This window comes from Sphingomonas pituitosa NBRC 102491 (assembly GCF_001598435.1).
In the GTDB taxonomy this organism is placed as follows: Bacteria; Pseudomonadota; Alphaproteobacteria; order Sphingomonadales; family Sphingomonadaceae; genus Sphingomonas; species Sphingomonas pituitosa.
In genome coordinates this window covers 17,132-29,929 of sequence record NZ_BCYY01000025.1, presented here as the reverse complement: position 1 = coordinate 29,929, position 12,798 = coordinate 17,132, and the positions used below count along the sequence as shown (strand labels likewise).

General features: G+C 67.0%; 10 protein-coding genes. 6 read left to right on the top strand and 4 right to left on the bottom strand.

Features of this window, described 5'->3' with window-relative positions; all coding sequences use genetic code 11:
• Positions 1-102: 102 nt before the first annotated feature.
• Positions 103-3,123 (bottom strand): glycosyl hydrolase family 28-related protein, encoded by a 3,021-nt coding sequence (locus tag SPI01S_RS17865; protein WP_066725815.1) that lies wholly within the window; start codon positions 3,121-3,123, stop codon positions 103-105.
• Between the two features lie 138 nt (positions 3,124-3,261).
• On the opposite strand from SPI01S_RS17865, the gene SPI01S_RS17860 reads away from it, so the two are divergent.
• Positions 3,262-3,807: a gluconokinase gene (locus SPI01S_RS17860; protein ID WP_066725812.1), complete on the top strand. Its 546-nt coding sequence runs from the start codon at positions 3,262-3,264 to the stop codon at positions 3,805-3,807.
• Here the strand turns inward: SPI01S_RS17860 and SPI01S_RS17855 are convergent.
• On the bottom strand, positions 3,797-4,474 hold the full coding sequence (locus tag SPI01S_RS17855; RefSeq protein ID WP_066725809.1) for a FadR/GntR family transcriptional regulator: 678 nt from the start codon (positions 4,472-4,474) through the stop codon (positions 3,797-3,799). The two genes, SPI01S_RS17860 and SPI01S_RS17855, sit on opposite strands and share 11 nt — an antisense overlap.
• A gap of 236 nt (positions 4,475-4,710) precedes the next feature.
• Here SPI01S_RS17855 and SPI01S_RS17850 point away from each other — a divergent pair, with 236 nt between their 5' ends.
• Entirely contained in the window at positions 4,711-4,968 is a 258-nt protein-coding gene (locus tag SPI01S_RS17850) for a response regulator transcription factor (protein ID WP_066725806.1), read from the top strand.
• A gap of 9 nt (positions 4,969-4,977) precedes the next feature.
• Here SPI01S_RS17850 and SPI01S_RS17845 read toward each other — a convergent pair whose 3' ends face one another.
• Complete coding sequence (locus SPI01S_RS17845) at positions 4,978-5,310, bottom strand: type II toxin-antitoxin system RelE/ParE family toxin (RefSeq protein WP_066725803.1); 333 nt, start codon at positions 5,308-5,310, stop codon at positions 4,978-4,980.
• Positions 5,307-5,588 carry a type II toxin-antitoxin system Phd/YefM family antitoxin gene (locus SPI01S_RS17840; protein ID WP_066725800.1) on the bottom strand — a complete coding sequence of 94 codons (282 nt, stop codon included), beginning with the start codon at positions 5,586-5,588 and terminating at the stop codon, positions 5,307-5,309. The genes SPI01S_RS17845 and SPI01S_RS17840 overlap by 4 nt, the downstream gene beginning before the upstream one ends.
• A 159-nt stretch (positions 5,589-5,747) precedes the next feature.
• Between SPI01S_RS17840 and SPI01S_RS17835 the strand changes: the two genes are divergently transcribed.
• The 4 genes from SPI01S_RS17835 (at position 5,748) to SPI01S_RS17820 (ending at position 12,772) form a co-directional block, all read left to right on the top strand.
• The gene (locus SPI01S_RS17835) at positions 5,748-6,947 is read left to right on the top strand and encodes an AAA family ATPase (RefSeq protein ID WP_066725797.1); all 1,200 of its coding nucleotides are present in this window, start codon (positions 5,748-5,750) and stop codon (positions 6,945-6,947) included.
• A gap of 31 nt (positions 6,948-6,978) precedes the next feature.
• Positions 6,979-8,061 (top strand): ParB/RepB/Spo0J family partition protein, encoded by a 1,083-nt coding sequence (locus tag SPI01S_RS17830; protein WP_066725794.1) that lies wholly within the window; start codon positions 6,979-6,981, stop codon positions 8,059-8,061.
• A gap of 166 nt (positions 8,062-8,227) precedes the next feature.
• Positions 8,228-9,436: a replication initiator protein A gene (locus tag SPI01S_RS17825; RefSeq protein WP_066725791.1), complete on the top strand. Its 1,209-nt coding sequence runs from the start codon at positions 8,228-8,230 to the stop codon at positions 9,434-9,436.
• Positions 9,437-10,018: 582 nt separating this feature from the next.
• Complete coding sequence (locus SPI01S_RS17820; RefSeq protein WP_306305029.1) at positions 10,019-12,772, top strand: exo-rhamnogalacturonan lyase family protein; 2,754 nt, start codon at positions 10,019-10,021, stop codon at positions 12,770-12,772.
• Positions 12,773-12,798: the final 26 nt, after the last annotated feature.

The following is a 12,798-nucleotide window of genomic DNA, read 5'->3' as shown; positions in this document are numbered from 1 at the left end:
TGTTTCCCGGCCGTTGTCCGACCCGTGGCGATACTGTTGTGACGCTAGTCCTGCGGGGGGCCGCCGACACCTACGACATAGGTGGTAGACGGCCCCGCGCGCTCAGGGACGGGCGGCGTACAGCGTGTGGTGGGTGAGGATGAACAGGGTTCGCTTGTCCTTGCCGCCGAACAGGATCTGGAGCGGGCGCTCGGGCACGTCGATCCGACCGACTTCCCTGCCGTCGGCGCCGTAGACGAACACCTGCCCGTTCGCGACATAGACGCGCCCGTCCGGCGCCACCGCGACGCTCTCGCCGCCGCGGTTGGCGAAGGGCTTGAGGTTGGTGAGCGTGCCCGACGGCCCGACCGTGCCGGTATAGGTGACGTTTTCCGACCCGTTGGTCACGAACAGCCGCTCGCCCGGCTTGCCGCCGACCAGGCCATTGGCGTTGAGCGCGTGCGACCAGCGCCAGCCGACATGGTCGGTCGGCCCCTGCTGCCACACCCGGAAGGCCGGCAGCGCAACACTGCCATCGGGCGAGACATATTGCTGCGCCTTGGGCTCGCCCGCTTCCTTGGCGAACAGCTCGGCCATGGTGGTGAACTGATAGGTCTGCTGGTTCAGCTGGTCGCGAAATTCGCCGTTCGCCCACCAGTTGACCGGCAGCAGCGTGTTCGCAGCCGTGCCTGCGCCGACCGGCGTCGGGTCGATGCGGGTCAGCTGGTCGCGCGGGCCGTCGGGATCGATCGAATAAACCGCACCCTTGGGCCCTAGCGACGACAGCACCAGCAGATGACCCGAGCCGTCGAGGGCGAGGTTCACCGGATCGAGCGCATGGTCGCGGATGATCTCCAGCCCCTTGGCCTCGGTCCAGCGCTGGATTCGCTGAAAGCGACGATCGATGAAGTAGAGGCGCCCCTGCGCGTCCACCGTCGCGCCGGAGATCGAGTAGAAGCCGTCTTCCAGCTTCTCGACGTTGGCCGAAGCGGGCTTCTCCGCCACCTGCCGTTCGGCCGCGCCGATATCGAGCCGCGCGAATTCGCGCTCGCGGACCAGGCGCTTGCCGGTCACGTCCTCGATCGCATTGTCGAACGGATATTTGCTGACGCGCAGAAACGTGCCGCAGCCCTCGTCGTCGCACGCCGCAAAGCCGCTCTCGGCGTTCACATGCACGTTGCGGAAGCGGATGTCCGACGAGTTGAACAGCCGCACCGCGCTCCGCGCCGGATGGTAGCTGCGGGTGACGCGGTAGCCGTGGTAATTGGCGAACAGCAGGTTGCGTGAGTTGCGGATCTCGAGCGAGACCGCGTCGGGGCCGTCGCCCACCTCCTGCTCGGTCTGCGGCGCGAGGAACTCCCAGTTCGCCACGTTATCCAGCACGAACTCGTTGCGGACGTGATGCTCGACCGACATTTCGTAGACATGCCCCGGCGTGCTGGTGTTGGTGACATAAAAGCCGGCCTGCGCGAAGGTGTTGGGGCTCCACACGTCGGTGAAGGTGCCGCCGCCATTGTCGGTCACCCAGATGCTCGGATATTGCGCATCCCAGCGGCCGTCTGCCACCGGATCGCCGCTGCGCGCCTGCTGGGCGCCGAGCGGCTTGCCGTCGGCGGTGGGCGTGCCGCCGCCGCCCATGATCTTGACGTCCTGCATCAGGCTGTTCGCGCCCGATCGCCACAGCACCGCCGAGGCGCGTGGATTCACCCGGCCGGTGAACAGGCCGAGGCCGGAGAGGATGTTGTCCCCACCCTGCGGCGTCTCGAGGATCGGCAGCACGCTGCCCAGGCCGGCGTGCGCGGGGTTGCCGTCGGGGATATAAAGCTGGGTGATCGCCGGGTGCAGGCCGATCAGCACCGTCTCGGGGCGCAGCTTCAGCCGGTCGGTCACCTTGTAGAAGCCGGTGGGCAGATAGAGTACCCGGTTGCCGTCGATCGCCTTTTGCAGCGCGGCGGTGTCGTCGGTGGTGCCGTCACCCTTCACGCCGAGCGTGCGGACATTCACCCACGCGGCCATCGCCGGCAGCGCGCGCACCGCCGGGGCGGGAGGCGCGGGCACGCTCGCCAGCGGCTGGATCTCCGCCTGCAGGTCGGTTTTGCCCATCTCGCCGAGCTTCGGGACCTTCAACCCATAGGAGAAGGCGCCGACGCGGTACGCCCTCCCCTTCCCCGCCACCGTCTTGCCGCTGTCGCGGAAGCGCGCGAACATCGGGGTGTCGATCGCGACCGCATTGTCGAAGCCGATCTGGGTAAAGGCGCTCGCCTCGTTCGAGATCACCACGCCGGCCTTCGACACGCGCTCGAACCGCACGTCCTTGCCCCAGAGCGAATCCGAATAGCCCCGGTCGATCTCGATCCCCACCGGCGTGTCGCGAATGGCGACGTTGACCAGGGTCAGGTCCACCTCATGCTCGCGGATCGCCGCCTCGCGCTGACCGTCGAAGGTGGAATCGATCAGCGTGAACTGCCAGGCGGGCGAGGTCTTCTCGGTGACGATGCCATAGCGACCGCCCTTGAACGCCACCTTCTCTATCACGTTGCCAGCCTGGTAGACGCCGGCGAACGCGCTCCCGAGGCGCAACTCCATGTGGCTGAGGAACGCATGCTGCGCCATGCGGAAGCGCACCCCGGCCGCACCCGGATTGCCCTCGGCGATCTCGATGTCGACATTGCTCATCGACGAATAGAAGGTGCCCGAATTGGCGTCGCGGACGATCTTGTCGCGCGGCACCACCGTCGGGACCGGTACCGGCACCTTGCCGACGGCGTACTGGTCGTCGCCGCCGAACACGATCATCGTCGAGACACCCTGCTGGAAGCCGGGCGTTCGGGCACCAAGCAGGATCGTCGGTCGGGTCGGCCCCACGCCATAGATGCGAACGCCGGCGGGCACTACCAGGGTGCGGCTGATTCGATAGCGACCGGAGGGCAGGAAGACGATGCCGTGCCGGGTCGCGTCCCGCGCATCGTCGAGCGCCTTTTGCAGCGCGGCGCTGTCATCCGCCCTGCCGTCTCCCCTCGCCTTCACCGTCACCGCGCGCGGCTCGTCCGGTGCGGTTGGGAAGATCGACGCCTGCTGCGCGCATGCGGGCGTAGCGAGCGAAGTCGCGGCGAGCAGAGCGGCCAAGGTCCAGCGCATATCCATCCCCATGCTAAGCTTAGTTCTTGATTGCATGGGCTAACCTGCTGAGGGAACGGGGGCATCTGCGACCAAGGTCGTAGTTTCCAGCATCGCCACGGCCTTCCAGAAGCAACGATGCCCTCGCCACCGGAGCCCGTTGCCATGCCCAGCCTTGCCGAACGATCGCCCGCGCCCAAGGCCGTGATCGTGATGGGCGTCAGCGGCTGCGGCAAGTCGACGCTCGGCGCGCTGCTTGCCGAAGCGCTCGGCTGCGTCTTCCTCGAGGGCGATGCCTTCCACTCGGCCGAAGCGGTCATGAAGATGCGGGATGGCACGCCGCTGACCGACGCGGATCGCTGGCCGTGGCTCGACCGGGTGGCCGCTGCGGCCGCTGCCTCGATCGACACCTGTGGCATCGCCGTCGCTGCCTGCTCGGCGCTGCGGCTGGTCTATCGGGAACGGCTGCGCGCCGGCGTCCCCGGAGACGTGCAGTTCGTCTTCCTGGAGGCGGACCGCGACCGGCTCATCGCCCGCATGTCGGCGCGCGCGGGGCACTTCATGCCGGCCAGCCTACTCGACAGCCAGCTGGCGACGCTGGAACGCCCCTCCCGCGCCGAGCGAGTGCTCACGCTTCCCGCTCAGGCACCGCCCGACGTGCTGCGCGACCGGGTCCTGGCCCACCTGGAGCCGCCCGCGCTCAGGGCATGAGCCTGCGCCGCCCCTCGCCCAGGTGCCAGCGCATCGCCAGCGCGGCGCGCTCGGGATCCTGTGCGCGGATCGACTCGACGATCACCTCATGCTCCTGGAGCATGACCGCGACCACCTCCGGCGAGCGCGAGCGCGAGATGTCGACGCCCGCCTGCATCACCTTTTCCACATCGGGCCACAGCGCGTCGAACGCCTGCTGGAACGCCAGATTGCCGGTCGCATCCGCAATCGCGCGATGAAGCTCGCGATCCTCGTCATGCGCGGGCGCACTGGAAAGCAGGGCCGCGCGCAAATCGGCTAGGGCTGCTTCCAGCACGTCCATCTGCTCGCCGGTGCGGCGCAGGGCCGCCAATCGGGCCGCTTCGGTTTCGAGCACGAACCGCACCTCATAGCTGCCGAGGGTCGCCGGCAGCTCCGCCAGGGGCATGAACGCGGCGAGTCTCTCCGAAGGCCGCCCCTTCACGAACGAGCCCGCCCCCCGGCGCACTTCGGTGATCCCATCCGAGCCGAGGCGCACCAATGCCTCGCGGACGATGGCGCGTGAGACGCCACACATCTCCGCCAAACGCGCTTCCGAGGGAAGTCGCGCGCCGACCTCCAGTCCCTGCGCCTTGATGAGTTCGACGATCGCCGCATAGGCGTGATCGGAAAGCCGGGGCTGGTTCACCGTGCCGGCCCCCGGGCTGCGGCAGCCACCATGCCCCTCCCCTGTATGTGCACCGCGACCATTGCGGCAACCTATCGGACAGATTTACACGCTCGGCCGTTCAACTGCCAGCCGAAACGACCGGCGGTGCCGCCGCGCGCGGATTTGGGGTTGAATCTGTCCTACAAGTTCGCGTACGTTAACGTTAACGAATCTGGAGGCCATGCCTCGCAAAGCGGATCGTCAGGGAGGATGGCATGCAGGCCGAAACTCAGACACAGCAGGTTGACCGCCCCGGCTTGGAGGCTTCCACGCCGCCCCGGCTGACGCCCACGCAGATGCAGGTGCTGCGCTGCGTTCATTCCGGCCTGCTCAACAAGCAGATTGCCTATGAACTCGGCATGGCGGAAGCGACGGTGAAGGTCCACATGACCGCGGTCATGCGCAAGCTCAACGTCCGCAATCGCACCCAGGCCGCGATCGCCGCCGGCCAGTTCGGCTGGTCGCACGGCTGACCGTCGCGTTCAGGCGGTGAGCAGCCGGCGTTCCAGCAGCGCCTGGAAATCGCGTCGCCCGTCCGCGATGAGCAGGACAAAGACATGGTCGACGATCAGGCGGTAGATCAGCCGATAGGGCGGTTCGACCAGCTGACGAAACTCGCGTACGCCGATCGCGTCCAGCTCGCCCGGCACGCTGCCCCGCTCCGGAAAGGTCTCCAGGCTCTCGACCCTGGCCAGCATGATGTCGAGGAATGCATCGGCCTGGTCGAGCGAGCGATTGACTGCGATCCAGCCATGGATGTCGGCAAGGTCGGTCTCCGCCCCCGCCGTGAGGTGGACGGTGTAGCGAGCATTCATGCCGCCGGGGTGCCTCGCCTCTTTCGCAGCCGCGCGATCGCCTCGCGCGCGGGCGTGGTACGTCCCGCCTCCACATCGCGGGTGCCGAGCGCCAGCAGCTTGAGCAGCGCCATGGTCTCCTGCGTGGCCTGATAGCTCGCCACGTCCTGCAGCACCGCGCGCGCTTCGCCATTCTGGGTAATCACCAACGGCGGCCCACCCTCGGCGAGGCCACGCAACACGTCGGCCGCATTGGCCTTCAAATAGCTGACCGGCTTGACCTGTTCCGTGTAGCGCATGGCGTCCTCAGACCGTTAATGGTCCGAATATAGTCTTGCGAACGTGTGTGAGCAATCGCCTGCAAGCGGATTGCATCAATTTCCGTCCAGCTTGTCGATTTGAACGAATTCGTGCATAGCTAGCGCAACACTCATTCAACCGCGCGGGGCGAGCCACGAATGCATTCAGACATTGAGCGGATCAGCGAACTTGCCGATGCAGGCGAACGCATGATCGAACGACTGCGTCGCAAGGCATTCCTACCGGAAAGCCGCAAAGGGCTCCATGTCCGTTTCGGCATCGCCGAGGCTGCGCAACTGCTCGGCTGCTCCACCAACCGCATTCGCATGGCGGAGGATGACGGCAGGCTCCCGCCGCCGCCGCCGAGCGAGAATGGTCGTCGCCCCGGCTACACCGTGGAGGAGCTGCTCAACATGCGGCAGGTGCTGGGCGCCTCCCCTGCCCGCGCGCCGCTCGACGTGCCTGCGATCATCGCCGTACAGAATTTCAAGGGCGGCGTCGGCAAGTCGACGGTCACTACCCACCTCGCGCATTATTTCGCGGTGCAGGGCTACCGCGTGCTGGTGGTGGATTGCGACAGCCAGGCGACGACGACGACGCTGTTCGGCTTCAATCCGCATTTCAACATTACCCGCGAAGAGACGCTCTACCCCTATCTCTCGATCGACCCGACTCAGGCCGATCTGCTTTATGCGGTGAAGAAGACGCCGTGGCCGAATGTCGACCTGATCCCGTCCAACCTCGAGCTGTTCGACGTGGAATATGAGCTGGCCGCCGCCGGCGCCGATGGCGGTTCGATCCTGGCGACCCGCTTCCGCAAGCTCAAGGCAGGCTTGAGCGACCTCGCCCGCGACTATGACGTGGTGATCCTCGATCCCCCGCCTGCGCTGGGCACGATCAGCCTTGCGGTGATGCAGGCGGCGAACGCGCTTCTGGTCCCGTTGGCCGCGACCACGCCGGACTTCTGCTCCACCGTCCAGTTCCTGTCGATGATGGACCAGGTGCTCCACCAGCTGACCGAAGCGGGCATCGAGGTGCGATATGATTTCGTGCGGCTGATCTGTTCGAAGTTCGACGGCAACGATCCCAGCCATGCAATGGTCCGGCAGATCATGGAGCAGGCGTTCGGGCCCGCCCTGCTGCCGGTGCCCATCCTCGAATCGGCCGAGATCAGCCATGCGGCGATGCGGATGATGTCGATCTACGAACTCGATCGCCCGATCGGCACTGCCCGCACCCACAAGCGCTGCAAGGCCAATCTCGACGAGGCGCTCGGCCAGGTCGAGGCGCTGGTGCGCCGCAACTGGGGCCGGGTGGCACCGGCCAGCGAAGAGGATGTCGTCAATGAAGCGGCCTGATCGCGCCGCCGCCGGGCAGAAGGGCTGAACCGTGGCACGTACCCAGAAAGACTATCTCGCGGACCTGCTGGCGGAGGAAGCTGCGGCAGAAGTGACGAGCGCGGCGGCCATGCCCGCCGCATCGGATTCGGCGCCCGCGCCCGAGCCGGAAGCGCCGGCGCGGCTGGCCCGCACTCGCGGCACCACGCTGCTCGGCCGCGAATCGGCACTGGCCCGCGTCGCCTCCGGAGAGGTACGTCAGGTCACCCAGCTGCTGCTCGACCCGGCACGGGTGCGCATCTGGCCGGGCAACGCTCGCGTCTATGCCGATCTTTCGGAGGAGAATGTCCGCGAGCTGATCGACTCGATCGTCGCGGAAAATGGCCAGAAGGTGCCCGCCGTGGTCCGCCGCATCGATGGCGATCCGGACCATGACTATGAAGTGATCGCCGGAACGCGGCGGCACTTCGCCATTTCCTGGCTGCGCGCCAACAGCTATCCCGACATGCAGTTCGTGGCGCAGGTTGCCCAGCTGGATGACGAGGCCGCCTTCCGTCTCGCCGATCTGGAGAACCGCGCCCGCAAGGACGTGTCGGACCTCGAGCGCGCGCGCAACTATGCCGAGGCGCTTCGCAATCATTATGGCAACCACCTCACGCGCATGGCGGAGCGGCTGAAGCTGTCCAAGGGCTGGCTGTCCAAGATGATCAAGGTGGCAGGCATTCCGGACACGGTCATCGCGGCATTCGCCTCGCCGTCCGACGTGCAGCTGAAGCCGGCCTATCCGCTGGCCCAGTCGCTGGACGACAAGACTGCCGCCAAGGCCATCCTCGCGGAAGCACGCCTGCTGGCGCGCGAACAGGGGGACCGTCGGTCCAGGGGTCAGGCGGCGATCGTCGCAACCGACGTGCTCCGCCGCCTCCTCGCCGCCCCTGCCGGTCCGCAGGAGGCGGAGGAGATGTTCTCCTGGGCGATGCCGGGAGGGCGGACCGCACTCAGCGTCCTGTCGGTCAACCGCCAAGGAGTGACGGTACGGCTGCACGCCGGGTCCGGAGCCGAGCACGAGCATCTGGTCACCGCCTTCCGCGAAGCGCTCGCCCAGCTCGAGCGCGAAGGCCGCGGGCTGCAGCGGTGAGCATGTTTCCCCGGGGAAACGCGCGCTGCAACGGCGACGCCCGCTTCCCCGGGAGACCCGTCCCCCGCCCCCGCCTTCGATCCGTTCGGGCTGTCGAGTCATCTAGCGGCGCCCGCCCCGTTTCCCCGGGGAAACACCCCCTGCCCCATCCCAATCCCGAGGTTACATGACCCAGGCCGACCGCCAGTCGATTCCGGAACAGTTCGACCTGTTCCTCCCCTATCTTGCGGACATGCCGCTGCGCGACCAACGCGAGATGATGGAGCGCCCCTTCTTCAGTCTGGCCAAGACCAAGCGGGTAAAGCCGATCGACTATCGCAGCCCCGACGGCAAGCTGTGGGTGCACGTGTCCGCCAACCCGGACTATGGAATGGCGACGATCTGGGATGCCGACATCCTGATCTATTGCGCCAGCGTGCTGGCCGACATGGCACGGCGCGGCCGCAACGACATTCCGCGAAAGCTCCACCTGATGCCGTACGACCTGCTGCGCGCCATCGGCCGCCCGACCACCGGCCGCGCCTACGAGCTTCTCGGCCAGTCGCTCGACAGGCTGGTCGCCACGACCATCAAGACCAACATCCGCGCCGAGAACCGCCGCGAGGCGACGTTCAGCTGGCTGGACGGCTGGACTCAGCTCGTCGACGAGCGGACCGAGCGCTCACGCGGCATGACGATCGAACTGTCGAGCTGGTTCTACGAAGGCGTGCTGATGACGGGCGGCGTCCTGTCGATCGATCGCGCCTATTTCGATTTGACCGGTGGCCGCGAGCGGTGGCTGTACAAGGTCGCGCGCAAGCATGCGGGCGGGGCAGGGGAGGCGGGGTTCGCGATCTCGATGCCGACGCTGTTCGAGAAGTCCGGGGCCGAAGGCCAGTATCGTCGGTTCAAGTTCGAAATTGCCAAGATCGTCGAGCGCGACGAGTTGCCGGGCTATACGCTCTCGCTGGAGACGCCGGCCGGCAAGCGCGAGCCCAGCCTTCGCATGCGCCGCAGGGCCGAAGGGGAGGGGGCGCCGGCCGCCCGCACCGCCACGCCGACGCCGACGCCTGCGACCCGCAAACCCGCCAAAGCTGCTCCCGAAGGTTCCTCGGCCTCCCAGGACGAGGACCTGGGCCCAGTCGTCCCCGACGCGCGCGCGATGATCCGCCGCTCGCTGACCGGCCTCGCCAACCGTGGCTCGAGCGGGATGGTAACCGACGCAACGCTCCACCAGCTCCGGCAGGAATGCCCCGGTTGGGACTATCAGGAACTCCATCGGCAGTTCCGAGACTGGGTGGAGGGAGATCCCGCCCGTACGCCGGCCAACTACCAGAACGCCTTTCTGGGCTTTGTCCGGCAGTGGCACGCCCGCAACAAGCACCAGCTGCGCTGATGACGGCGGTCTGGGCATTCTGTCGTGCGTCCTGCGCTTTCCCCGAAGCGCGCTAGCGTTCCCGAAGTGTCGGGCTGCATTGCAACGCTGGCGTCACGAAGCAGCTGGGACAGCATTCTTTGAACCTCTTCGGTCCGGTTTCCCCGTCAAGTGATTCAATCCCCCACCCGTCTCTCGATGCGAGTGCTGCAATCAGGCTTGTGGATGGCAGGTTTCGACACTTCCGGAACCATAATCGATCCTCTCGGAACGCCCTATCGATCTATCGGGAACGCTGCCGTCGATCCTTCGGGAACCAACGCACGACACAACGGGAACAGCCGAAATGTCGCGAATCGTGGGAATGCCGCGATTCGCGTGCCGAAGCTGCGGTCGGTAACTCCCTAACGATTCAACAAACCCTCTAACCCCTCTGCGAGTTCTTCATTTTTCGAGAAAGGGAGAAGGGCCGAACCCCGCCGCCTGGACCTGATGCGACCCGCCGGCCCAAGCCGAACTCCCAACATTCAGCCCCAATGCCGACAGGGCACAAACAATTGCTTCAGCGCAAGCAATCAACCACAATGTGGCCCACCGTCTCACATGTGGCTAAAGGCAAGCGGGATACCGCTGGAGGACACGAGCATGCACCACCCGATCGGCCGGCGCCGCATCCTGCAAGCAGGCGCAACCCTTCCTGTGTTGCTCAGCGCCGAGGCTAGCGGGACCCCCGCTCCCTCTGGTCTTCCTTTCGCTGACGCAGCCTGGATAGACGGTGCCCCCCCGGCGGATTTCCTCGAAGGTACGTGCTGGGGGATGACCTGGCCGAAGGGACTCCTTCGCCGCGACACCATCCTTGCCGCGAACGCTCCCGATGGAACCGCCCTCCCGCTGCAAAGCTGGCCACTGGCCTATTGGCCGGACGGATCCTGCAAATGGACCGGACATGCGCTGCCAGCCCTTGATAAGGCGCCAGCAGGCGTTCGGATATCGCCCGGCAAGCCCCGCCTGCCGGAGGCGCCCGTCCAGGTGCAGACCAACGCAGACGCCATCCTGGTGCGGACCGGCGGCCTCTCCTGGCGTATTGCCCGGAGCGGGTCGACATTGCTGCACGCGCAGGGCGGAGACGGCACGACGCTGCTTGAGGCGGTTCAGCTCACCGGGGAACTGCGACTCGGTACGCCGGAGGGGCAACGCGTACCGCTGGTGGGCGTCATCGAACGCGCCGACGTCGAGCAGAGCGGCCCCGTACGGGCGGTCATCCGGGTGCAGGGGCACCATCGCGACGGCGATCACAAGCTCCTGCCGTTCACCGTCCGCATCGAGTGTTTCGCCGGCTCGCAGGGTCTTCGCATCGTTCACAGCTTCGTGCACGATGTCGATCCCGAGAAATTCTTCGTATCCGGCATCGGCCTCGCCGCGACCGTGCCGATGCGTGGCGCGCTGCACGACCGGCATGTCCGCTTTGCCACCGCCCCGGAAACGATGTTCACGGAGGCCGTGCGCCCGCTCACCGGGCTGCGCCGGGACCCTGGAGCAGCATTTCGATCTGCACAGGTTGCCGGACGGCCGGTTCCGCCCGTGGCGCAGATGCGGGCGCCGGTGGGCAGCCTGCTGGAGCGGATCCCGGCATGGGATGCGTTCCGCCTGCTGCAGGCATCGGCCAACGGCTTCACCCTTGCCAAGCGTACCGGCACCGACATGGCCTGGATCGACGCAGGGGAGGGGCGGCGTGCCCCCGGCCTGGCCTATGTCGGCTCGCCCTGGGGCGGGGCGGCGATCGCGGCGCGGTGGTTCTGGCAGCGCCACCCGACCGAGCTGGAGATCGAGGGGGCAGCCGGCAGCGCCGCGCGGCTCTGCGCCTGGCTGTGGTCCCCCCGCGCGCAGCCGATGGACCTGCGGCGCTATCGCGGCGTCATGGGGATGGAAGGCTATGCGGCGCAGAACCAAGGCCTGGACATCACCTATGAGGATTATGAACCCGGCTGGGATTCACCAACGGGGATCGCACGCACCAGCGAGCTGATGCTCTGGGCCTTCCCCGCGACACCGCCGACCGAACGGCTCCAGGCGCTGGCCCGCACCGCGGCAGAACCGCCGCGGCTGATGGCCGATCCTGCCCAGCTTCATGCTGCCGGGGTATTCGGCGACTGGGGACTGCCGGATCGATCGACCCCGATGCGCGCCGCCATCGAGGATCAGCTTGCCTGGCTGATCGACTTCTACGCAGGCGAAGTCGATCGCCGCAGCTGGTACGGCTTCTGGAATCATGGCGACGTGATGCACAGCTACGATTCCGATCGCCATCAGTGGCGCTACGATATCGGCGGCTTTGCCTGGGCGAACAGCGAGTTGTCGCCGGACCTCTGGCTGTGGACCGCTGCCCTGCGCAGCCGCGATCCGAAGGCATTTCGCCTCGCGGAAGCGATGACGCGGCATACCAGCGAGGTGGATGTCTATCATCTCGGCCGCTTCGCCGGGCTCGGCACCCGCCACGGGGTGCAGCATTGGAGCGACAGCTCGAAGCAGCCGCGCGTCAGCAACGCCAACTATCGACGCATCTTCCACTATCTGACCGCAGACGAACGCACCGCGGAACTGATGCGCGACCTGGTCACGTCGCACGAGGCGCTGCGCACGGTGGAAATCGGACGCAAGGTGCCGGGAGCCGCCCGCGAGCCGCTGCCGCCGGGGGTGATCGAGATGACGTTCGGCACCACCTGGGCGGTTCTGGCGGGGGCATGGCTCGCCGAATGGGAACGCACCGGCGATCGGAAATGGCGCGACCGCATCGTGGCAGGCATGGACAGCATCGGCCGCCTGCCGCGTGGCTGGCTGACCGGCAGCGCGCCCTACGACCTGGCGAGCGGGCGGTTCCTGGATCGCGGTGCGAAGATCCAGCTTTCCCACCTCAATGCCGTATTTGGCGCGGTAGAGATCAATGCCGAACTGCTGCGCCTGCTCGACGTCCCGCGCTATCGTGCGGCATGGCTGGACTATTGCCGCTGGTACAATGCGCCCAAGGCGGAATGGCTGGCGAAATGGGGCGAACCCTTCGGACCGCGCAACCTGCGCGAGTCGCACTCGCGACTGACCGCCTATGCCGCGCACGCCGCCGGCGACGCGGCGCTGGCTGCACGGGCGGCGGAGGAGTTCCTGTCCGGCGATGCGGGGCTGGGGCTCCATCGCAGCGATCCGCGCCGGCCGTTGCCCGGGGGCGGGGTGGAATGGCCAGGCATCTCCACCAACGCCGCCTCGCAATGGGGGCTGGCCGCGATCCAGAACCTGGCGCTGATTCCGGAGGCGTTGGACCGCGTTTCCATCGGGCGGCAAAGGCAAGGCACGGACGACCAATGATCGCGAAGCTTTAAGAATCTCGATCG

Bases quoted from the DNA above. Each gene is read 5' to 3' on its own strand.
- SPI01S_RS17865 (WP_066725815.1), bottom strand. From the start codon at position 3,123: ATGGATATGCGCTGGACCTTGGCCGCTCTGCTCGCCGCGACTTCGCTC.
- SPI01S_RS17860 (WP_066725812.1), top strand. From the start codon at position 3,262: ATGCCCAGCCTTGCCGAACGATCGCCCGCGCCCAAGGCCGTGATCGTG.
- SPI01S_RS17850 (WP_066725806.1), top strand. From the start codon at position 4,711: ATGCAGGCCGAAACTCAGACACAGCAGGTTGACCGCCCCGGCTTGGAG.
- SPI01S_RS17845 (WP_066725803.1), bottom strand. From the start codon at position 5,310: ATGAATGCTCGCTACACCGTCCACCTCACGGCGGGGGCGGAGACCGAC.
- SPI01S_RS17840 (WP_066725800.1), bottom strand. From the start codon at position 5,588: ATGCGCTACACGGAACAGGTCAAGCCGGTCAGCTATTTGAAGGCCAAT.
- SPI01S_RS17835 (WP_066725797.1), top strand. From the start codon at position 5,748: ATGCATTCAGACATTGAGCGGATCAGCGAACTTGCCGATGCAGGCGAA.
- SPI01S_RS17825 (WP_066725791.1), top strand. From the start codon at position 8,228: ATGACCCAGGCCGACCGCCAGTCGATTCCGGAACAGTTCGACCTGTTC.
- SPI01S_RS17820 (WP_306305029.1), top strand. From the start codon at position 10,019: ATGTGGCTAAAGGCAAGCGGGATACCGCTGGAGGACACGAGCATGCAC.